19 protein-coding genes and 1 riboswitch are annotated in these 20,840 nt (G+C 64.7%); of the genes, 10 read left to right on the top strand and 9 right to left on the bottom strand.

The features are described from left to right. Positions 1-46 precede the first annotated feature (46 nt). From cobI to CG471_RS23300, 5 genes are all read right to left on the bottom strand, one after another. The gene (cobI, locus tag CG471_RS23320) at positions 47-769 is read right to left on the bottom strand and encodes a precorrin-2 C(20)-methyltransferase (protein ID WP_099233923.1); all 723 of its coding nucleotides are present in this window, start codon (positions 767-769) and stop codon (positions 47-49) included. Continuing rightward, the gene (locus CG471_RS23315) at positions 766-1,395 is read right to left on the bottom strand and encodes a precorrin-8X methylmutase (RefSeq protein WP_099233922.1); all 630 of its coding nucleotides are present in this window, start codon (positions 1,393-1,395) and stop codon (positions 766-768) included. Before CG471_RS23315 ends, cobI begins: the two co-directional genes overlap by 4 nt. Continuing rightward, on the bottom strand, positions 1,395-2,447 hold the full coding sequence (locus CG471_RS23310) for a cobalamin biosynthesis protein CobG (protein ID WP_099233921.1): 1,053 nt from the start codon (positions 2,445-2,447) through the stop codon (positions 1,395-1,397). Before CG471_RS23310 ends, CG471_RS23315 begins: the two co-directional genes overlap by 1 nt. A 279-nt stretch (positions 2,448-2,726) precedes the next feature. Further along, a riboswitch (cobalamin riboswitch) is annotated at positions 2,727-2,939 on the bottom strand. 108 nt (positions 2,940-3,047) lie between these two features. After that, the gene (uppP, locus tag CG471_RS23305) at positions 3,048-3,890 is read right to left on the bottom strand and encodes an undecaprenyl-diphosphatase UppP (RefSeq protein WP_099233920.1); all 843 of its coding nucleotides are present in this window, start codon (positions 3,888-3,890) and stop codon (positions 3,048-3,050) included. 80 nt (positions 3,891-3,970) lie between these two features. Then, the gene (locus tag CG471_RS23300; protein ID WP_180275781.1) at positions 3,971-5,170 is read right to left on the bottom strand and encodes a glycosyltransferase; all 1,200 of its coding nucleotides are present in this window, start codon (positions 5,168-5,170) and stop codon (positions 3,971-3,973) included. A gap of 277 nt (positions 5,171-5,447) precedes the next feature. Here CG471_RS23300 and CG471_RS23295 point away from each other — a divergent pair, with 277 nt between their 5' ends. From CG471_RS23295 to CG471_RS23270, 6 genes are all read left to right on the top strand, one after another. Next, positions 5,448-6,614, top strand: a complete 1,167-nt coding sequence (locus CG471_RS23295) for a nucleotide sugar dehydrogenase (RefSeq protein ID WP_099233918.1) — start codon at positions 5,448-5,450, stop codon at positions 6,612-6,614. Next, positions 6,614-7,636 carry an NAD-dependent epimerase/dehydratase family protein gene (locus tag CG471_RS23290; protein WP_004210115.1) on the top strand — a complete coding sequence of 341 codons (1,023 nt, stop codon included), beginning with the start codon at positions 6,614-6,616 and terminating at the stop codon, positions 7,634-7,636. Before CG471_RS23295 ends, CG471_RS23290 begins: the two co-directional genes overlap by 1 nt. Before the next feature lie 84 nt (positions 7,637-7,720). Beyond that, positions 7,721-8,947, top strand: coding sequence for a lipopolysaccharide biosynthesis protein (locus CG471_RS23285; RefSeq protein ID WP_180275780.1), 1,227 nt, complete (start codon positions 7,721-7,723; stop codon positions 8,945-8,947). 31 nt (positions 8,948-8,978) lie between these two features. After that, a complete protein-coding gene (locus CG471_RS23280) occupies positions 8,979-10,148 on the top strand; it encodes a glycosyltransferase (RefSeq protein ID WP_099233916.1) in 1,170 nt (389 codons plus the stop codon). Then, positions 10,145-10,648 carry a serine O-acetyltransferase gene (locus CG471_RS23275; protein ID WP_099233915.1) on the top strand — a complete coding sequence of 168 codons (504 nt, stop codon included), beginning with the start codon at positions 10,145-10,147 and terminating at the stop codon, positions 10,646-10,648. The genes CG471_RS23280 and CG471_RS23275 overlap by 4 nt, the downstream gene beginning before the upstream one ends. After that, positions 10,645-12,168, top strand: coding sequence for a hypothetical protein (locus CG471_RS23270; protein WP_099233914.1), 1,524 nt, complete (start codon positions 10,645-10,647; stop codon positions 12,166-12,168). The genes CG471_RS23275 and CG471_RS23270 overlap by 4 nt, the downstream gene beginning before the upstream one ends. Before the next feature lie 19 nt (positions 12,169-12,187). On the opposite strand, the gene CG471_RS23265 is transcribed toward CG471_RS23270, so the two are convergent. The 3 genes from CG471_RS23265 to CG471_RS23255 all read right to left on the bottom strand — a co-directional run bounded on the left by CG471_RS23265 (position 12,188) and on the right by CG471_RS23255 (position 15,081). Continuing rightward, the gene (locus tag CG471_RS23265) at positions 12,188-12,628 is read right to left on the bottom strand and encodes a winged helix-turn-helix domain-containing protein (protein WP_143560265.1); all 441 of its coding nucleotides are present in this window, start codon (positions 12,626-12,628) and stop codon (positions 12,188-12,190) included. A gap of 197 nt (positions 12,629-12,825) precedes the next feature. Beyond that, positions 12,826-13,713, bottom strand: a complete 888-nt coding sequence (locus CG471_RS23260; protein WP_099233912.1) for a UTP--glucose-1-phosphate uridylyltransferase — start codon at positions 13,711-13,713, stop codon at positions 12,826-12,828. Positions 13,714-13,785: 72 nt separating this feature from the next. Continuing rightward, the gene (locus CG471_RS23255) at positions 13,786-15,081 is read right to left on the bottom strand and encodes a sugar transferase (protein WP_180275779.1); all 1,296 of its coding nucleotides are present in this window, start codon (positions 15,079-15,081) and stop codon (positions 13,786-13,788) included. A gap of 408 nt (positions 15,082-15,489) precedes the next feature. On the opposite strand from CG471_RS23255, the gene CG471_RS23250 reads away from it, so the two are divergent. Then, on the top strand, positions 15,490-16,602 hold the full coding sequence (locus CG471_RS23250) for an acyltransferase (protein WP_099233910.1): 1,113 nt from the start codon (positions 15,490-15,492) through the stop codon (positions 16,600-16,602). Further along, positions 16,596-17,366 (top strand): metallophosphoesterase family protein, encoded by a 771-nt coding sequence (locus CG471_RS23245; protein WP_099233909.1) that lies wholly within the window; start codon positions 16,596-16,598, stop codon positions 17,364-17,366. The genes CG471_RS23250 and CG471_RS23245 overlap by 7 nt, the downstream gene beginning before the upstream one ends. Here CG471_RS23245 and CG471_RS31490 read toward each other — a convergent pair. Then, positions 17,358-17,489: a hypothetical protein gene (locus tag CG471_RS31490; protein WP_257211663.1), complete on the bottom strand. Its 132-nt coding sequence runs from the start codon at positions 17,487-17,489 to the stop codon at positions 17,358-17,360. The genes CG471_RS23245 and CG471_RS31490 overlap by 9 nt on opposite strands. Positions 17,490-17,537: 48 nt before the next feature. On the opposite strand from CG471_RS31490, the gene CG471_RS23240 reads away from it, so the two are divergent. Continuing rightward, the gene (locus CG471_RS23240) at positions 17,538-18,884 is read left to right on the top strand and encodes an EAL domain-containing protein (RefSeq protein WP_180275778.1); all 1,347 of its coding nucleotides are present in this window, start codon (positions 17,538-17,540) and stop codon (positions 18,882-18,884) included. After that, on the top strand, positions 18,871-20,559 hold the full coding sequence (locus CG471_RS23235) for an ATP-binding protein (RefSeq protein ID WP_180275777.1): 1,689 nt from the start codon (positions 18,871-18,873) through the stop codon (positions 20,557-20,559). The genes CG471_RS23240 and CG471_RS23235 overlap by 14 nt, the downstream gene beginning before the upstream one ends. Positions 20,560-20,840: the final 281 nt, after the last annotated feature.

Raw genomic sequence — 20,840 nt, 5'->3', positions numbered from 1 at the left:
GCGCTGGTGACGCCGGAGGTCGACGCCGCGCTGGCTGCCGCGAAACTCATGGCCGGCGCCCCTGTCCGTGGATCAGCAGGATCGAGAAATAGGGCGTGACCCTGTCGACATCGGCCAGCCGGGCCACGCGCTGTTCCGGCATGGCGGCATGTTCGACCAGCCATGCTTCGTCGCTGCGCCCGGCCGCTGTCACGGCACGGCGCAGCTTGGCCAGGTGGCGGCCGATCTTCATCACCACCAGCGCGTCGGTATCGCGGATGCGGCGGACCAGTTCCTCTTCCGGCAGGGTTGCCATCGCCACGGTCAGCACATCGTCACCCCAGGTGATCGGCAGGCCGGTCGCATTCCAGGCGCCCGACATGCCCATGATGCCGGGGACCACTTCGACCGGGACCAGCCCCGACAGCCGACTGTGCAGATGCATGAAGGAGCCGTAGAAAAAGGGGTCGCCCTCGCACAATACGACCACATCCTCGCCCGCCTCCGCGATCGCCAGCAGCCGGCCGGTGCAGTCGGCATAGAAGGCGGCTAAACAATCATTGTAGCGCGGATCGGTGAGCGGAATTTCGGTCGTCACCGGATATTCCATCGCCAGTTCGATCGCATCGTCCCGCAGCATGCCCTGCGCGATGCGGCGCGCCTGTCCCGGTCGACCGGCCTTGCGGAAATAGGCGACATGCCGTCCACCCCGCACCAGCCGGTCGGCGCGCACGCTCAGCAAGTCCTGCGCGCCGGGGCCAAGGCCCACGCCATAGACGGTGCCGCTCATTCCGCGCGGCTCGCCAGCGCATTGATCGCCGCGACCGTGATCGCGCTGCCGCCCAGCCGCCCGTCGACGACGCAGCAGGGCACGGGCTGCGCCGCCCACAGTGCCGCCTTGGATTCCGCCGCACCCACGAAGCCGACCGGGCAGCCGATGATCGCTGCGGGACGCGGACAGGCCGGATCCTCCAGCATGTCGAGCAGGTGGAACAGCGCCGTGGGCGCATTGCCGATGGCAACCAGTGCCCCGGCAAGATGCGGCCGCCACAGTTCCAGCGCGGCGGCGGACCGGGTATTGCCCATCGCCCGCGCCATGTCCGGCACGGCGGTGTCGTGCAGGGTGCAGAGCACGGCATTGTCGGCGGGCAGGCGCGCACGCGTGACCCCTTCCGACACCATGCGCGCATCGCACAGCACCGGCGCCCCTGCGGCCAGGGCCTGCCGCGCCACGGCTGCAAAGCCCGGCGAAAAGCGGATATGGGCCGCCAGGTCCACCATGCCCGCGGCGTGGATCATGCGCACGGCGACCGGCTCCTCCTCGGCAGCAAAGCGCCCGAGATCGGCTTCGGCGCGGATGGTGGCGAAGGACTGGCGATAGATTGCCGCGCCGTCCCTCTCATAATCATGGGGCATCAACAGGCTCCGAAATGGGCAAGAAGGTCGGTGGCGGTGAGGTCAGGACGGACGGGCACCGATCCTGCGCGAGCGTGGAAGGCCAGGTCGTAGCGCCCGTCCCGCCCCGTCAGCACGATGTCGGCCGGAATCGAACTGGCGCAGCCCTTGGCGCAGCCGGAGACATGAAGGCGGCCCGCCACATGGGGCGCCAGCTGGCGGGCGAGATCGCGCGTCTCCACACTCGCCTGCGGGCAGGCAGGCGCGCCGGGGCAGGCCTCCACATGGATCAGCGTATCGGCCGCGTCGGCGGACAGGCCGGGCAGCTGTCCTTCGGCCAGCAGCATGCGCCACGGGGTCAGCCGCATGGCCGGCGCGTCGAGAAGATGCCGCGCGTCGATCCGGCCGAAGGGAAGACCATAGGCCATGCCGCCATCCCATGCGCCGGGGGTCAGACGCGGGCGCGGCGACGCGGCCTCTGCCCTGCCCGTTGCCCAATCCGGCAGGGGCGCATCATGCCGGACCATGCGTCCCGCGCGCGCGCCGTCGCTCTCCACGAACCACCGGGCGAGTGCGAGCAGCGCATCCACTTCGCCGCCGCTATCCACCGGCACGCCTTGTGCCCGCCCCTCCGCACGCAAGATCAGGCCGCCATCGCGCGCCCGCTCGATGCGAAAATCCCCCGCTTCGCCCGGCAGGAGCGGCGCGGCGCCGGCATCGATGACGAAGCCCATCTTGCCCGGCAAGTCCGGTAGTTCCTCCAGGCGATCGAGCAACTGGCTGGCGATGCGATGGCTGTCATCCCCTTCGCGCCAGTCCGGCGCGATCATCAGCATCCGCGCGCCCTCGCGCCGGGCATCGCCGTCCACCAGGCCAAGGTCGAGCAACTGGTCGAGCAAGGGGCGCCAGCTTTCGTCGCGCACACCGCGGATCTGGAGGTTCGCGCGCCGGGTCATGTCGATCAGGCCATTGCCATGAGCGATCGCCGCTTCGCCCAGCCCGGCCATGTCGTCGGCCGAAAGACGGCCGAGGCGCGGCTTCACGCGCACGATCAGCCCGTCGCCCGCCGCCATCGGGCGCCAGGCATCGGGACACCAGCCCCGAACGGCCGGCCCGTGGGCCCCCGCATGGTTCGCGGTCGCCCTATCCCTGCCCGCGCCGGTCTGGCTCACAGGCAAATCCTCCGCGCGCCGGGACGCAACCAGGCGGGGCTTGCCGGCATCGCCGGTCGGCGCGAGGTGGCAGGCAGGCGCGACAGGCGCCCGACACCACGCGGCCGTGCAGCCCCAGCCACACGCTTCGCCGCCCAGACGGAAGAGAGACCGTGCCATGACCAATCCCTGGGTCAGGACAAGAGCGACCGAAACGCCGGCAGGTCTCCTGGCTCGCGGGTCGTTGCGGGATGCACGCCTTCCCGGACGCTCTGTCCAGTGGCTGCCCTCACGGGCTCGTGCATCGCGCTATCCGCTTACAGTTGCAGGGACAGCCACGGAATAAGGGGCCAGGCCCCCGCACCGCATTCCCGATTAAGTTCCTTGCGGAACACCGGCGTCAGTTATGCAATGCGCCAGCATGAACCGGCGCATCGTTGATGCCCTAGTCGAAACATCGGGCTTAGCCAAGACGCGGAATATGGACCGGCAGGACCGCCCGGACGCATATTCCGCCCCGGATCAGGACATCGGCGCAATCCTGCCGGTCGCCAGCAGCGCGAAGAGGCATGATGCCAATATCAGGCGATAGAGGACGAAGGGCCGATAGCTGCGGCTGCTGACCAGTTTCAGGAAGGCGACGATCACGCCATAGCCGACGACGAAGGCGATCAGCGTCGCCAGCAAAGTCGGCCCCAGGCCGATGCCGCCCGCCTGCCCCCAGCTTTTCCAGAGCTGGTAGAAACCCGACCCCAACACCGCCGGAACCGCCAGCAGGAAGGAATAGCGGGCCGCCGCCTCGCGCGTATAGCCAAGCATCAGCCCCGCCGTGATGGTCCCGCCCGACCGCGACACGCCGGGGATCAGCGCCATCGCCTGCGCCAGCCCCAGCACCAGTCCATGGCCAAGGCTCAACTGCTCGAGTTTCCGCATTTTCGCCCCGAACCGGTCCGCCAGCCCCAGCGCAACGCCGAAGATCAGCAGCGTCGACGCGGTGAAATAGAGATTGCGCAGCGAATGCTCGATCGCATGCTGGAACGCCAGGCCCAGCACGACGATCGGCACCGTCCCGAGCAGGACCAGCCAGCCCATGCGGACATCGCCGGGCTTGCCCTGCGGGCCAGGCCGGAAGGACCGCAGCCAGGCCCAGGCGATACGGGCGATGTCGTGCCGGAAATAGAGCAGCACCGCCGCCTCCGTCCCGATCTGGGTGATCGCGGTGAACGCCGCCCCCGGATCCTTGCCGGAGCCCAGGAACAGGCCGGCAATCCGCAGATGCGCGCTCGACGAGACGGGAAGAAATTCGGTAAGTCCCTGCAACAGGCCGAGACATGCCGCTTCGAACCAGAGTGCGGGATCGTCCATGGGCCGCTGCTCTCACATGAAAAAATGCGCCAAGGCAAGCCTCTTGGGCGCAGGCCCGCCGGACCAGCGCCCGCTGCGGCTCAGGCCTGCCGGACCGCGGGCAAGGCCTCCGCCCCATTTTGCCGCGGCCCGATCTTGCGGTCCCACAGATCAGCATAGAGCGCTTCGAGCCGCTCGTTCATCGACGATACGCTCCAGGGGCTGAGGTCGATACCCCGCACCCCTTGTTCCAGCCGTTCGGACGTCGGCTCGTGGCTCAGCACCAGATTGATCGGCCGCTCCATCGCCTCCACCGTGTCGACGCGAAAGCCGGTCACGTCATTCTGGACGATGAAATCGATGCCCGGCAGGTCGGTGGCGATGATCGGCTTGCCGCCCAGCGCATATTGGACGATCACGCGCGGCAAGCCTTCGCGTTCGGACGACAGGATGCACAGCTGCGCGGTCTTGATCCAGCGCGCAATATCCTTGCGGAAGCCGATCACCCGGACATGGCCGGCCAGACCCAGCGCATCGATCCGCGCGCGGATCGCCGGTTCGAGCGGCCCAGCCCCGGCCAGCAGCAGGCAGGCCCGCGGATTGGCGGCCACGATCCGCGCGAAGATGTCGAGGAACTCGACATGGCGCTTGCGCTCCTCGAACGCCGCCACCATCAGCATCACCTGCGCGTCCGCCCATCCCATCACCGGCGCCTCGGCCATTACGGCCAGTTCCGCCTCGCTCAGCGGCTCGGCCTGCTGGAACGCGGCCACGTCCATGCCGCTGGGAATGACATGATGCCGGTCCTCGTCGCCGATCCGGTTGACCAGGCATTCGGTCTTCATGCCCGCGCTGACGTCCACGAATGCGTCGGTTACCGGCGACAGCATCTTCTCGCACGCCAGATAGATGCGCCGTTCCATCGGCCCGACATTCAGGAAGGGCAGGATATGCACGCCATGGACGATGATCGGCGATTGCGAGAACATGGCTGCCAGCCGCCCGACGAACCCGGCCTTGCTGGTATGGGTATGGACGATGTCGGGGCGGATCTTGCGCAGGCGCAGCCCCATGTCGAGCAGCGCCTGCAGATCCTTCACCGGGCTGACCTCGCGCACCAGCGCATCGATGCAGATGGGCCGGACGTCGGGATGCAGGCGCCCCAATATGTCCGCATGATTTTCCCGGCCATACATCAGATAGACCTCATGCCCCTGCTCGGCCTGGCCGTTGCAGGAATAGAGGGTGTTTTCGTCGGCGCCGCCCCGGATGAACCGCGTGATGATGTGTACGATCTTCATATAGCCCCCGCTGAACAGCATTCGACGGAACGGCTATTTGATTCGCAATGATTCGTAAATATCAATCAAGTTGATTTCTATCGTTGACGATCGGATACGAACGCGTATGCTCAATATCGTCATGGAAGGGAGAGAGGAATTGCGCTGCATTCACGCGACGGCGTTCGGATGCGGCGCAATTCTGCGATTTCGCCCCGCAAATCAGGAAAACCTACGCGCCGCCGCGCCATGAATTCATGACAAAATCACATATCTGACAGGAATCGAGGGATTACGCATGAACATAGCGGTAGTCGGGCTGGGCTATGTCGGCCTTTCAAATGCAGTTCTGCTTGCTCAGCATAATCATGTCATTGCCGTCGATGTCGCTGCGGACCGTGTCGATGCGGTCAATGCGCGCCGATGCCCGATCGTCGATGCCGATCTCGAAGACTATCTGCAGACCCGCGACCTGGACCTGTCGGCCACGCTGGACCTCGACCAGGCCTGTGCCGGCGCGGATTTCGTCCTTGTCGCCACGCCGACAAATTATGACCCGACCACCAACTATTTCGACACATCCAGCGTGGAGGCGGTCATCGCCCAAGTCACGCGGATCAACCCGCAGGCGATCATCATCATCAAGTCGACCATCCCGGTCGGCTTCACCCAGGCGATGCGCGACAGGTTCGGCACCGACAACATCATCTTCTCGCCGGAATTCCTGCGCGAAGGGAAAGCGCTGCACGACAATCTCCATCCCTCGCGGATCGTCGTGGGCGAAAAATCGATGCTGGGCCAGGTCATCAGCCAGTTGCTGCGCCAGGGCGCCATCCGCCAGGATATCGAAACGGTGCTGACCGATCCGGCCGAGGCGGAGGCGATCAAGCTGTTCGCCAACACCTATCTCGCGATGCGCGTCGCCTTCTTCAACGAACTGGACAGCTACGCCCTGCACCGCGGCCTGGAAACCCGCCAGATCATCGACGGCATCAGCCTCGATCCGCGCATCGGCAACCATTATAACAATCCGTCCTTCGGCTATGGCGGCTATTGCCTGCCCAAGGATACCAAGCAGTTGCTCGCCAATTACAGCGACGTGCCGCAGAACATGATCACCGCGATCGTCGATGCCAATCGCACCCGCAAGGATTTCCTGGCCGACCAGATCATCGCCATGCAGCCGCGCACGGTCGGCATCTACCGGCTCGTCATGAAGGCCAGTTCCGACAATTTCCGCCAGAGCGCGATCCAGGGGATCATGAAGCGGATCAAGGCCAAGGGGATAGAGGTCGTGATCTACGAACCGACTTTGGGCGCCGCCGATTTCTTCGGATCGCAGGTTCTGGCCGACCTCGATGAATTCAAGTCACGATGCAGCGTGATCATCGCCAATCGTAAGTCACCGAACCTCGCCGATGTCGAGGAAAAGATATTCACCCGCGACATCTACGGAGTTGATTGATGAAAACCGTTCTCGTCACCGGTTCTTCGGGTTTCATTGGCTATCATCTGTGTCATCGTCTGCTCCAGGATGGATTTCATGTCATCGGCATCGATAATCTGTCGGATTATTACGATGTCGGCCTCAAGCAGCGCCGCCAGTCTCTGCTGCTGCAAAACCCCCATTTCACGGTGGTGAACCAGTCGATCGAAACCCCGTCGCTGCTGATGGACCTGTTCCGCGACTATCGCCCCGACCTGGTCGTCCATCTCGCCGCGCAGGCGGGCGTGCGCTATTCGATCGAAAATCCGCGCAGCTATCTGGAAAGCAATCTGGTCGGCACGTTCGAACTGCTCGAAGCCGCGCGCGCCTTCCCGCCGCAGCATCTGCTGCTGGCCTCCACCTCGTCGGTCTATGGCGCCAACGACGCCATGCCCTATCGCGAAACCGACAAGGCCGACCATCAGCTGAGCTTCTACGCCGCGACCAAGAAGGCGACCGAGGCGATGGCGCACAGCTATGCCCATCTGTTCGGCCTGCCGACCACCATGTTCCGCTTCTTCACCGTCTACGGCCCCTGGGGCCGGCCCGACATGGCGCTGTTCAAGTTTACGAAGGCGATCCTGCGGAACGAGCCGATCGACGTCTATAATTATGGCGATATGCGGCGGGACTTCACCTATATTGACGATCTGGTCCAGGGCATCCGCCTGCTGCTCGACGCGATCCCGCACCAGGGCCCGGACAAGGACGTTCAGGCCCCGCAGAGCGAAGTTGACAGCCAGTCGCCGGTCGCGCCGTTCCGCGTCGTCAATATCGGCAATTCCCAAGCGGTGCAGCTCACCGACTTCATCGCCGCGATCGAGGAGGCCACCGGTCGGGACGCCATCCGCAACCTCATGCCGATGCAGGCGGGCGACGTGCCGGCGACCTGGGCGGATGCCAGCCTGATCCGTGACCTCACCGGCTACACCCCCTCCACCCCCATCGCGCAGGGGGTGCGCAATTTCGTTGCCTGGTATCGTGACTATTACCGGCTCTGACGCCCCTGCCCTCGGCGCGCGCCAGCCTTCTGGCATGACAGACGCGTCATGACCGGCGAGCGCGCCCTATCGACAAGAGGCCCGATGCCACGGCTGGGTTCCCATCTCGCCTTCGCCTCCATCTCGCAACTGCTGCGCTATGCCGCGCCGTTGCTGGTCTATCCCTATCTCACACGGACATTGGGGATCGACGCGATGGGCTATTTCTCCACCGTGATGGCGGTGGGGCTGATGTGCAGCGTCTTCGTCGAATTCGGCTATGGCCTGATGTCGGTGCGTGAACTGGCCAGCGGCGACCGGCATGTCACCGGCGCCGTCCTGTCCGAACTCTGCCTCGGCCGATCTGTCATGTTCCTGCTGGTCGCCGCGGGGCTGGCCATCATCTGCCATTATGTCGATCTGCTGGCCGACAGCGGTGCCTATGTCGCTGCGCTCGCGATCGGCCTGGCCTACGGCTTTTCCGCTTCATGGTATTATATCGCGGCGGAACGGCCCAGGGCGCTCGCCGGCATAGACCTGTCCTGTTCGCTGACAAGTTTCGCGCTGATCCTGGCCCTGGTCCGGGGGCCGGCCGATGCGCTGCTGGCGCTGTGGCTCTTCGTCATCCCCCTGCTCGCCGCCGCCCTCTACGGCCATCTGCTCGCCCGCAGACGCTATGGCTTCCGCCTGACCTCGCCCAGCGCGCTGCTGGCATCGCTCGCCCTGTCGCTGCGCTTCTTCTTCTTCACCGGCTTCCCCTCGCTCACCAACCGGTGGAGCGTGATCGCGCTGGCAATATGGTCCGATCCGCTGCAGGTTGTCTATTTTGCGGCCGGCGAAAAGCTGACCACCGCGGCCATCAACACGACGGTGCCGCTGACCCGCGTCCTCCTGCCGCGGATCGGGCGGCTGATGGCCGGCGATCCGGGCGCCGCCTATCGCGACATCCGGCGCTATGTCATCGGCATCGGCGGCTTCTACCTGTGCGCCAGCGCGGTGACGATCGCCCTTGCGGGGATCATCTATCCCATCATGTTCGGCGCGAACCTGGCCGAAGGATCGCGCATCTTCGCCGCGCAGATGCTGATGGTCCCCTTCGCCGCTTCGTCGCGCGTACTGGTCCAGGTGGGCCTGACCAGCATGCGGAAGGAAGGCTTCTGCGCGCTCGTCTTCATTGCCTCGACCCTGCTCTACCTGCTGGTCTCCGCGCTGATCGCCCCAACCGGCGGCGGGATCGGCATCGCGCTCGCGCGGGCAGCGATCGAAATGATCGTCCTGCTCCTGTTCGTGCGCGCCTTCATCCAGGCCGGGCACAGCCAAGCCCGCCCATGACCTGCAACCCACCGGGAACGAGCCAGCCGCGATGAAAGCCCTTTTTGCCGTCGATCATATTTTCGGTCGCTCTGCCGACGGTGCCGTCTTCACCATCGGCGGGAAATTTCCCTATCCGGCATGGCAAAGCTATCTCGATGTCTTCGAGCAGCTGACCGTGGTCAGCCGCGCCATTCCCCTGCCCGACCCGGCCGGCCAGCGCCGGTCCGACGGTCCGCGTGTCGATTTCCAGCTCCTGCCGGCCCGTCGCGGCCTCGATCGGCTGCGCGGGATGCGCGACGCCCGCAAGGCGGTCTTCGCCGCGGTCAAGCAGGCCGATGTGGTGATCGCCCGCCTGCCGTCCGAAACCGCGCTGATCGCCTGCGCCGCCGCCCGCTTTCACGGCAAGCCCTATCTGGTGGAAGTGGTGGCATGCCCGTGGGACGCACTATGGAACCATGGTTCGAAGATCGCCCGCCTCTACGCCCCGCTCTTCACCCGGCGCAACCGGCGCGTCATCCGCGATGCGCCGGTTGCCCGCTATGTGACGCGCGCCTTTCTCCAGCAACGCTATCCCACCCGCGGCCTGGAATATGTCGCGTCCAACGTGGAATTGCCGCCGGTCACCGCCACCCGGATATTTGACGGCTTTTCCGACATCATCCGGTTCGGGACGATCGGGGCGCTGCACACGCGACTGAAGGGCATCGACATCGCCATGCGCGCCCTGCACCAGTTGAAGCGGGAACGCCCGTCGCTCCGCTGGCGCTATGAGGTCGTGGGTGAAGGCGACCCGGCCACCCTGCTCCAGTTGCGCGATGCGCTGGGCCTGCAGGACGAGGTGCGGTTCATCGGCACCCTGCCGCCCGGCGACGCCATCGCCCGGTGGCTGGGCGAGGTCGACATCTACCTGCAACCCAGTTTCCAGGAGGGCCTGCCCCGTGCCGTGATCGAAGCGCTCAACCAGGGCCGCATCGTGATCGGCTCCACCGCTGGCGGCACCCCCGAATTGCTGCGTGCCGAACGGCTCCACCGACCCGGCGATGTCGAAGCGCTGCTGTCGATCATTGCGGCGGTCATCGATACGCCGCCGCGCGCGCTGGCCAGTGAGGCACGGGACAATCTGCGCATGGGCCGCAGCTTTTCGAGAGACGATATCCTGGCCGCGCGGCGCAGTTCGCTCCGGGCGCTTGCCGATCTCGTGCCGGCGCATCGGCCATGAAGGCATTGCTTCGCCGGCTCGCCCGCTATCATTATGCCCAGGCCGTCGCCGTCCGCTGGATCTATGCCGCGACACGAGCGGGCAGCCGCTCCGGCCTTGTCCACCAGATGATCGCGCGCCATCATGCCCGCCGGCTGGTCAGGCGGTTCGGCATTTATGTCTCGCCCACGGCCACCATCGGTCCGGGGCTGATCCTGCCCCATCCCATCGGCATCGTGATCGGCGAGGGCTGCGTCATCGGCGCCAATGCCACCCTCTATCAGCATGTGACGCTGGGCCGCAAAAGCCGGCACGATCCGCGCTATCCGGTCATCGGCGACGATGTCGTCCTCTATCCCGGCGCCGTCGTTATCGGACCGGTGCGGATCGGCACCCGGTCGCGCATCGGCGCCAATCAGGTGGTAGCCTGCGACCTGCCCGACGGCGCGGTCCTGATCCCGCCAGCCATCGAACCGATCATCCGGACTGAGCAGCCCCAGCGCGGAAAGCAGCAGCCATGACCCAGACATATCCCGCCCCCGATTTCTTCACCGCGCTGACCCAGAAGCCGTCGCGTGCGCTCTGGTGGGCGATCGCGCTCTATGTGCTGGTCTATCGGATCATCACCCCGCCGGTGAACGCCGTGGTGATGGACACGGGGGCCGCCCTGATCTTCACCCGCGGCATCAGCAACGCGCTCTATCAGCTGACCTTGTTCTTCCCGATCCTGTTCATGCGCCGCGTCGGCATCTTTCATCCGCTCGCCTTTCCGGCGCTCTATGACGCGGCCTTCTCGGTCGTGTTTGACCCCGGCCACATCTTCCTGCCGCTGCTGGCGGCCAATCGCCAATTCCTGGCGACCAGCACCAGCTATTCCGTCTTCCTCTGGGGGATGGGCGGCGCCCAATATGCCAATCTCAACATCAAGCTGGACATCATCTGCTCGATCTTCCTCGCCTTCTCCTATCTCGGCTTCATGGCGCTGAAGTCGAAGGGGCCGGTCAGGATCAACTATCGGCGCCAGATCGACCGCTATATTCCCGCCGCTTCGGCCTGCTATCTGATCGCGGCGATCCTGATCGGCTTCGTCTTCATCATGGCGCGGGGTGGCCTCGAACAGCAGATCCTCTCCTTCTACAAGGGGCGGCATGAAACCCTGTCCGGCTATGGCGCGATCTTCGCCTGGGTGAAGACGTCGGTGGTGGCGCTGATGCTGTGGGTGGCGGCGGCGCCCGGCCGGCGCCTGCCCTGGCAATTCGCGCTGCTCGCGCTCTGCCTGATGCCGATCTACTGGCTAGTCGACGGGTCGCGCAGCAGCCTCGTCATCCTGCTGCTGTCGATCATCGTCATCTATTCGCTCAAGACACGCGCCATTCCCAAGAAGGCGCTGGTGATCGCTGGCATGTTCGCGTTCGTGATCTTCGGCATGCTCGGCCTGCTGCGCCGCGACTATCATGCCACCCAGGTCAATTTCTCGGTCTTCTCCGGCGCCGGCCTGCTCGAAGCGGTGCAGGCCAGCCAGTCCGAAACCAACAAGCGCGGGGCCGAGGAAGGCGACATCGCCGTCATCAAGGCGATGGATCATATGGGCGAACTGGCGGGCCGCAGCTATCTCTCGGTGCTCGCCCTGCCCATTCCCCGCGCCTTCTGGTCGGACAAGCCGAAGAACATCTTCATCTATGTGAACTGGGTCGCCTTTCTGGGCAAACCGATCGACACGTTCGCGCCGGACACATGGGGCATTCCCATCAAGCCGGCGACCGAAGCCTATTGGAATTTCGGCTTTCTGGGCCTGATCTTCGTCGGCGCCCTGGTGGGGCTGGGCCAGCGGCTGATCTTCAACGCGCTCCGGAACAATCCCGCCTCGGTGCCGCTGGTCGTGATCTATGTGGAATCGCTGCTCTATCTCAATGGCGGTTCGCGCTGGGCCTTCTATTTCATGCAGAATTGCGCGACGTTGCTGCTGATCCTGATCCTGGCGGAGATATTGCGCCGCCATGCCAGGCAGCGCGTCGCCCCGCTATTGCCCCTGCGCGCCTGATCCGGCGCCCGGTGCCGCTTCAGACCTGGGCAACCGCGTTGATGATCTCGAACGCGGCGCTGCGCACGATGCGATAGGCGCCGCGCCCGGTTTCGATGGCCTCGCCCGAATAGCCCTTGAGCGCCAGGCTGGCGCGCAACTGGCAGATATAGACGCGAATGACGCCCGACTTGTCCGACTGGGCGCCGGCCGCGGCCGCCAGTTCGGCATGCGACACGAAGCGACCGGGAAAGCGCACCAGGCACGACAGGACACCCGCCGCGATCCAGCCTTCGATATCGAAATGGTCCAGCACGCGCTTGCGGAACTTGCTTTCGATCTCGACCGCATTCTTGCCCGGAACGAGCGCGCGGATCGCCCGCTCGACATCCTGCCGGTCTTCCTCGAACGGCAGGGCCAGCATCGGCGCCTGGTCCGCCTGCGTCGCGCGCAGGGCCAGACCGGCCTCCAGCTCGCTCATGACCTTGCGCGCCGTCGCTATGGAATCCGCAATCGACCTGAATGCGTCTTCCAACTGCATCAACTGCGTATCGGTGGCAGCAGATAGATCGAGATCCGCCACCCGTCTGGAAAATCCAGAGGCGTTCATTCTCATCACCTTATCCGTAGGGAAGCATGCATTATCTGCTTCCCCCATGATGACCCGTCAGGCCCTTATCAAGCGACTTCAGGACAGACGAGGTCAGAAACAAAGGATTGGATCACATCGCGCAAATCATCGCGCAGCAGCGACACGGCAATATTGGCCTGCACATAACCGGCCTTGGAACCACAATCGAAACGACGGCCCTCGAAAGTCGATCCATGAAAGGGCTGCTGGCCGATCAGGGCCGCCATGCCGTCGGTCAGTTGAATCTCGCCGCCTGCGCCCCGCTCCTGCCGCGCCAGCACCGACATGATCTCTGGCTGGAGGATATAGCGGCCGGGCAGAATGAGGTTGGACGGCGCGGTGCCCGCCTTCGGCTTTTCCACCAGCCCCTTGACCTCCACAATGCCCCCCTGCCTTTCTCCAGGGACAACGACGCCGTAGCTCGGCGTTTCCTCAATCGGTATTTCCTGCACGCACACAAGATTGCCGCCCAGCCCTTCATAGGCCTCGACCAGCTGGCGCATGCAGCCCCGCCCCGGCGCACCCAGCATGAACTCGTCGGGCAGCAGCACGGCAAAGGGCTCATCACCGATCACATCACGCGCGCACCAGATCGCATGGCCCAGGCCCAGCGGCTCCTGCTGGCGCAGGAACACCGCATGGCCCGGCGCCAGTCGCGTGCCGTCGAGCGCGGACAGGTCCTTGCCCCGCTCCCGTTGCAGCGTTTCGCATTCAAAGGCGATGTCGAAATAATCCTCGATCGCGCCCTTGCCCCGACCAGTCACGAAGATCATCGTCTCGATCCCCGCTTCGCGCGCCTCGTCGACCGCATATTGAATGAGCGGCCGGTCGACGATCGGCAGCAATTCCTTGGGAACCGACTTGGTCGCCGGCAGGAAACGTGTTCCCAGCCCTGCGACGGGGAATATGGCCTTGCGGATGGGCTTGATGCTCATTTTCACCTTCGTTCGATCATGATGCGACAGGATGGAGAGGCCGGAATCGGCCTGTCCGGAATGCGATGGCGGCTAGAATGCGTTCCGGTGGACCAGCACGGCGGTGGTGCGCAGCAGGATGCCAAGGTCCAGCCAGATCGACCATTTGTTGAGATATTCCAGATCCGAGAACAGCCGATCGGTCAGATCCTGCTCCCGATGCGTCGCGCCACGATGGCCGCGCACCTGGGCCAGGCCGGTAATGCCAGGCTTGCAGGCATGGCGGTGCCAGTAACGCTGATCGACCTCCCAGAAGAGCTTGTTGCGCGCGCGCGAATAAAGCGCATGCGGCCGCGGCCCGACGATGCTCATGTCGCCCAGCAGCACGTTGAAGAGCTGCGGCAGTTCATCCAGGCTGGTCCGGCGCAACAGGCGCCCGACCGACGTGATGCGGTCATCGTCGCGCGACGCCGATCGCGCGCCGTCCAGGTCGCCGGACAATGCGCGCATGCTGCGGAACTTGTAGATGTTGAACACCCGGTTCTGGCGCCCGATCCGGGGCTGCAGGAACAGCACCGGGCCGGGGCTGGACAATTTCACGGCCAGTCCGATCAGCAAGAAGAGCGGCAGCAGCGCAATGATGGCCGCGACGCTGAAGCCGATGTCGAACAGCCGCTTGATGATCCGGTCGGTCAGGTCGAGCGGCCCGCGCGCGATCACCAGCGTCGGGTCCGCCTTGTAGGCGCCGACCGCCAGAACCGGGGATCCGGCAAATTCCGATGCGATGACCTCGGCATGCACATTCATGCCCTGCAGCATGTGCGCCCAGTCGGCCCGCCGTTCCGGCAGGCAACGCACCACCACGCGGTCCGCCCGGCCGATGAAGCGGGCGAGCATCTGATATTCGTCGGGCGACAGCGCCTCCGGGTTGGCCAGCGGCAATCCGCCCGCAATCGTCGGCGGACCGTCCACCTCGTTGATATGGATCGCGCTATAGAGTTCGCCGTCCAGCAAATGGGCCGCATAGCGCGTCAGGCACAGACGGCTCATGATCAGGAAGAGCGTCGCCAGGGCGGCGCTGCTCGCCAGTTGAAACGGGGAAAGATGCTCGGTGGTGCCGACCGCATACATCACCATCACGAGCAGCGCGGTCGCGCCGGCGACCGAGAAGATCGCCGCCCGGACCGAAGCCAGCCGCGCGATCAGCGCCTCCCCGGAAAAGGCGCGAAAGACAAAACCGCTCAGCCCGTATAGCGGAAGGATGGCGAGCGCCAGCATCGGGCCGGGCGAATGACTGCCCAGTTGCGCCTGCGACAGGATGGCGGCCACGATGCAGGCCATCAGCAGGGCAAGGATATCCGTCCCGACCAGCGCCAGGATCAGTTGCATGCGCAGAAGCGCCTTCGAACGAGCCCTGCCCTGCCCCCATGGAAGGGCAGTTCCATCGATCGAAGCATGTATGTTCATCTCATCCCCCTGAGCAAAGCCGGCATGTCAGAACATGCCGCAAGCGCGAAAAGACCGATCTGGATCAATTGAACCGGACGCCGTCAGCCCCTTCGGAAAAACGCAACATATTGAAATTTATCGAACTCTCCGCGTGCCACGAAAGCGGTCGAAAACCCTCGAAAAACGATAGAAGTCGGCAATCCAGATTTGATATAAATCAAGCAACCGACTCGAATCAATCTAATCCTATATGAATTACGATCGAATCATATAGACTTGTTGACGATATCTTTAATTAAGGGCATCAAATCAATCAAGCCGCGCAACCGACGGATCAGGCTCACGCACATGCAGCATAGTTCGACCGCCACCAGACCGAAGATCAACGCGCTCCAGGCGCTGCGGGCCTATGCCGCGCTGAGCGTTATGCTGGGACACGGGATATTGGAGTTCCACGCCACGAAGGGGACCGCCATGCCCTTCAACGAATTTCCGCTGGTGGCCGGCGTGGACATCTTCTTCGTCCTGAGCGGCTTCGTGATGTTCCATACCTCGACCGGCCTGTGGGGCGACAAGCGCGCGCCATTGCGTTTCTGGCGCCGGCGCTTCATCCGGCTCGTGCCGCTCTACTGGCTGTTCACCAGCCTGATGGTGGCGACGCTGCTGCTGCTGTCCCGCCATGTCCGCTCCACCGAGTTCGACCTGTGGAACGTGCTGTCCTCCTATCTCTTCATCCCCAGCGAACGGCCCGGCGGACGGATAGCCCCGGTGCTGTCCCTGGGATGGACGCTCAACTACGAAATCTTCTTCTACTGCCTCTTCGGCCTTTGCCTGCGGTTCGATCGCCGTCGCGGCCTGTCCTTGCTGATCGGCGGCTTTTGCGCGCTCCTGGCATTCACGGCGATTTTCCCGCCGACCTTCACCCCGCTTCGCTTCTGGGGCAATTCGATCATCCTGGAATTTGTGGCGGGGATCGGCCTCGGCCTCGCCTATGAGCAGGGCCGCCTCCGGCAGAGCCTGGCATTGTCCTGCGGCCTGTTCCTTCTGGGCGGGTGCCTGCTCGTCGCGGCTGGCGACACCGACCTGCCCCGCGTCATCAAGGGCGGCATCCCCGCCTGCCTGATGCTCTGCGCCGCGCTGGCGCTCCCCGCCCGGCTCGATCGCGCCATGCCACGCCCGCTGATCCTGCGGGGCGACAGTTCCTACGCGCTCTACCTCAGCCACCGGTTCGTCCTGCGCAGCGTGACCCTGCTGTTCGGCGCGATCGCGATTCCGGCCGGCCTGGAGGCCTATCTCTATGTCGCGACCACCCTGGTGGGCGCGATCCTTCTCTCGATCCTGATCTACACCTATGTCGAAGCGCCGATGCTGCGCCTGCTCCTGCGGCGCCCCAGGGATGCGCAGCCTGCCCCGGCCAGCTCGATCCGGCCGATCCTCCAGGCGGATTCACCGCCATGCTGAAACGCTTCACCAGCAGCCTGCAAAGGCGCGATCCCGTGCGCGCGCCGGCATCCGTCCCGGATGGAATGCGCGTCTACGCGATTGGCGACATTCATGGGCGCGCCGATCTGCTCGAAGAACTGCTTGCACGGATCAGGCGGGATCGCGCCAGCCATGGCGACCACTGCCGGATCATCTTCCTGGGCGACTATGTCAATCGGGGGCCCTTCAGCCGACAGGTTCTGGACCGGCTGAGTGCCATGGCGCAGGCTTCCGATGAACATGTCTTCCTCATGGGCAATCATGAGGAGATCCTGTTGAGGATCATCGACGGCGCCCCAGCCCTCGTCCGGCTGTTTCTCAAGATGGGCGGCCGGGAAACGCTACTGAGCTATGGCATGACGCCCGCGCAATATGATGCGGCCACGCTGGCGCAGATTGCCGACTTCCTGCAGGCCGCGGTCTCCGCCCGGCATCGCGACTTCCTGCACCGTCTCCGCACGCATGTCCTGCTGGGCGACTATCTGTTCGTTCATGCCGGCGTCGATGTCGGCAAAGGTCCGCTCGAACAGGATCCGAGCCTCACCCGATGGATCAGGGACGGCTTTGCAGACCGGGATGTCGATTATGAGAAGGTCGTCGTCCATGGGCACACGATCACCGATCAGGTGTCGCAAGGCGCATCGCGCATCGGCATCGATACCGGCGCCTATGCTTCCGGCCGTCTCACGGCCCTTGTGCTTGAACAGGCAAGCCGCCGCATATTGCAGACGGGATCAGCTTGAATGATCCATCCGCACCATCCAATCAACGCCAATAAATCGCAACTCATCCCGAATCATGCAATTCGCCATTGAGAAAACGATATCGAAAAACATATCCCACCCATTGAAATCGAATCCTTTCATTCACCAATCCTTTCCGCTTTTCATCTCCGGATGATCGAGGAGGCGATCATGAGTCCAGCAAAGACCGATCCCCCGGCCGTCGCCCCGCGCGATCCGATGGCCTGTCTCTTCGTGCATATTTCCGTGGCTAACCTGTCCGAGATCGAAGCCGCCTTCGGCGCCAAGGCCCGCGAGCAGGCCTTCGAACGCCTTCTCCTTTCCGTCCGCCAGACCATCGGCCAGGAAAGAATCGAAGCGCATCGCTCTCTGGGCATTATCGAGGTCACGATGCGCCTCAGCCGGATGCCGCGACGCAAGCGGACGGCCATGCTCGCCGAACAGATACGGGCACTGGCGCTGGCCACACCCCTGAACTCGGACAAGGGGCCGTTTTTCGTCATCCCGGCCATCACCGCCATCCCCTTCCTGCCCGGCCGCAGCGAGCGGGAAATCGCGCGCCTCAAGGCCTATGACTATGCCGATCGGCAACGTCCGCTGGCGCATGCCAGGACCGAGGCGGCCAGCTATCGCGCGGACATGAAAAGCGCTGCCGAATTGCTGGGCCAGTTGGTCAATGGACGAGCGGCCTTTGCTCATCAGGCGATTGCCGGCACCGGCCAGGGATTGCCCCCGCTTTATCATGAAAGCCTGCTTCGGACCGGCGATGACGATGGCGCGTTCGAGGCATGTGAAATGGCCATCCTGGCCGTGGAGCGGCTCGACCTTTCCTTCGCGATGGATGCCAGGCTGGCCGCCATCGCGGTCGATCGGCTTGAACATGACGCGACACTGCGGCTGGGCATCAACATCTCCGCCCGGTCCAGTTCCTTCCACCGGTTCGGCCGCCACACGATGTGGAACAGATTGCGCGACAGATTGAAGGACCGACCCGAGGTCGCCTGCCGCCTGACGCTGGAAATCACCGAAACAGCCGATTTCGCCTCGCTGGAGGAGGCTTGTGAATTTGTCGCCGGTTTCCGCCAGTTGGGCGTGCGCATTGCGCTGGACGATTTCGGCACGGGCCGGCGATCGATCGAGCAGGCCGCCCGACTCGCCGTCGACATCATCAAGATCGATGGCAGCTTCGTGCGCCATGCCTCGGATGTGGCCGGCGCCTTTGCCACCTTCCTGCATCTCGTCCGGCTGGGCAGCAGCCTTGGGGCGACCGTCATTGTGGAGGGGATAGAGACCGCGCAGCAAGCGGACATGGCACGCCAGGCGGGCGCCAATGGTCTGCAGGGCTATCATCTGGCCCGCCCCATCCTGGGCCCACGTCTTCCCGGCACCTTGCAAACCGCCAGCATCCTGCATCTCGACATGTTTCGCGCCCTCCAGTCGAGCGGCAATGACATCGCCGCCGAGCGCTCCGAACGCATCGGCAGCCTGGCCGAGTGGGACAACCATGCCCGAGATTGATCCCGATGCCTTCCAGCAGACCGGCCGCCCTTCGGCGCGCTGGAGCGACATTGTCCATGCGCTGGCCACCATTGCCGGCGCGGCGACCCAGGCCGGTCTCGAAACGGCGCTGCGTAGCGCATGCCAGGACATTGTCGGTGCGAAGGGGGCTTTCCTGCTCTTTCCGGCAGAAGCGGGCCTGCCAGCCACCAAGGTGCATGGAGAGGGCATTACAGGCGCCGCACCATCCGTCTCCCCCATCGGATATGCCGGCACGCACGCGTTCCCCGCGCCCCGGAAAGAGACGTCTCCGCCCCCGATGCGCGACAGCATGAACAGCATGGCCTCCTTCCCGATCAGGGCGCAGCCGTCCCCGGCGATGCTCCGGGTCTACTGGCATGATGCGGGCCATCCGACCGACGCGGAAACGACCTTACTCGAACTCTTCGCCGGCGCGGGGGCCGCCACCCTGCCCCGCTTGACGGAGCCATGCGCAGCCGGAGCGCAACGCAGCGCCGCCGAAGCGAAAGCCATAGCCGGGCCTGCCACGGCGGATTTGCTGCATGCCCACAAGATGGAAGCGCTCGGCCGACATGCCGCCACGCTGGTCCATGACCTTGGCAACCTCCTGTCGCCCGTCATGGCCGGCCTTGAACTGATCGCGCGGTCAACAGGGCGCGACCGGCAGGTCAGCGACCATCTCGACATGGCGATGTCCGCTACCGCCTCCGCCCAGACATTGCTCCGCAATCTGCTTGATTTCACCCGCAAGGAACCCACGCAATCGGCCGCCCTGGCGCCATCCCGCTTCCTGGCCGACATGCAGCCGATCCTGTCGATGACAGCCGGCCCGACGATCAGCCTGCGTATCGAAGCTGCCCCGGATTTGCCGAACCTGATTGCCGAGCGGCAATGGCTGGAAGTGGCGCTGCTCCATCTGGTCGCCAATGCCCGCGATGCCATGCCTGCGGGTGGGGAAGTGATCGTCGGCGCACAACGGATCGACGAGACGACCGCGCGAAACGCCGTGCCCAACCCATGGATCCGCCTGTTCGTCCGGGATCGGGGAAGCGGCATGGACGAAGCGACACGGCGCAGGGCTGGCGAGCGCTTCTTCACGACCAAGAAGCGCGGCACGGGAACAGGCTTGGGCCTCGCGATGGTACGCGACATGGCCGAAAATGGGGGTGGGAAATTGGATATCGTCAGCAACCGGAATACCGGAACGGAAATCGGCCTCTGGCTGCCGCTTGCGCCCCAGACCCCGGCCGTACCGGACGAACAGCACGCGTCGAACGATGCGAAACTGGCCTTCGTCATCGACGACCATGGCCTTGTGCGGAAAGGCATCGCTGCCCTGCTGCGCGAGGATGGCTATCGCGTGATCGAGATGGACAACGCCCCGGCCTGCCTGGCGGAAATCGAAGCGGGTACCATTCCCGACCTGATCGTCGCGGACCATCTCATGCCCGGCATGACCGGCCTGTCGCTTGCCAATCGGCTGGACGCGCAGCATCCCGGCATCCCCTTCCTGCTGGTCTCCGCGATCGACGACATCGCGCAGTTGCCGGGCAATGTGGTCCGCATCGGCAAGCCGTTCCGCCCACACCACCTACAGGCCGGCATCCGCGACGCGCGGCGCCACTCAACCCCCGACGCTAATTGCGCGCCCTCGCCGCGCAGAGCCGCAGGCTGAAGCGCGCAGAATGGCCGGGATGGGTGGCTAAGCGCCAGACGTCCTTCATACCCCTTTCTTCGCGCTCTTCGCGGCTCCGCGCGAACAATGAATCACGCGGAGCCGCGAAGAGCGCGGAGGAGAAAGAAGGAGGGGCGAGAATTGGGTGGTTAGGGGACATTCCTCCCCGGTACGGGGAGGGGGACCACTCGCGCAGCGAGTGGTGGAGGGGCACAGGCCCAATAGCGCAGCACTAATAGGCTCTTGCCCCTCCGTCAGCGCTTCGCGCTGCCACCTCCCCG

The sequence above is a fragment of the Sphingobium sp. IP1 genome (assembly GCF_002708645.1).
Taxonomy (GTDB): Bacteria; Pseudomonadota; Alphaproteobacteria; order Sphingomonadales; family Sphingomonadaceae; genus Sphingobium; species Sphingobium yanoikuyae.
The sequence above is the reverse complement of the archived record's forward strand: the minus strand, read 5'-3'. Positions and strand labels throughout refer to the sequence as shown.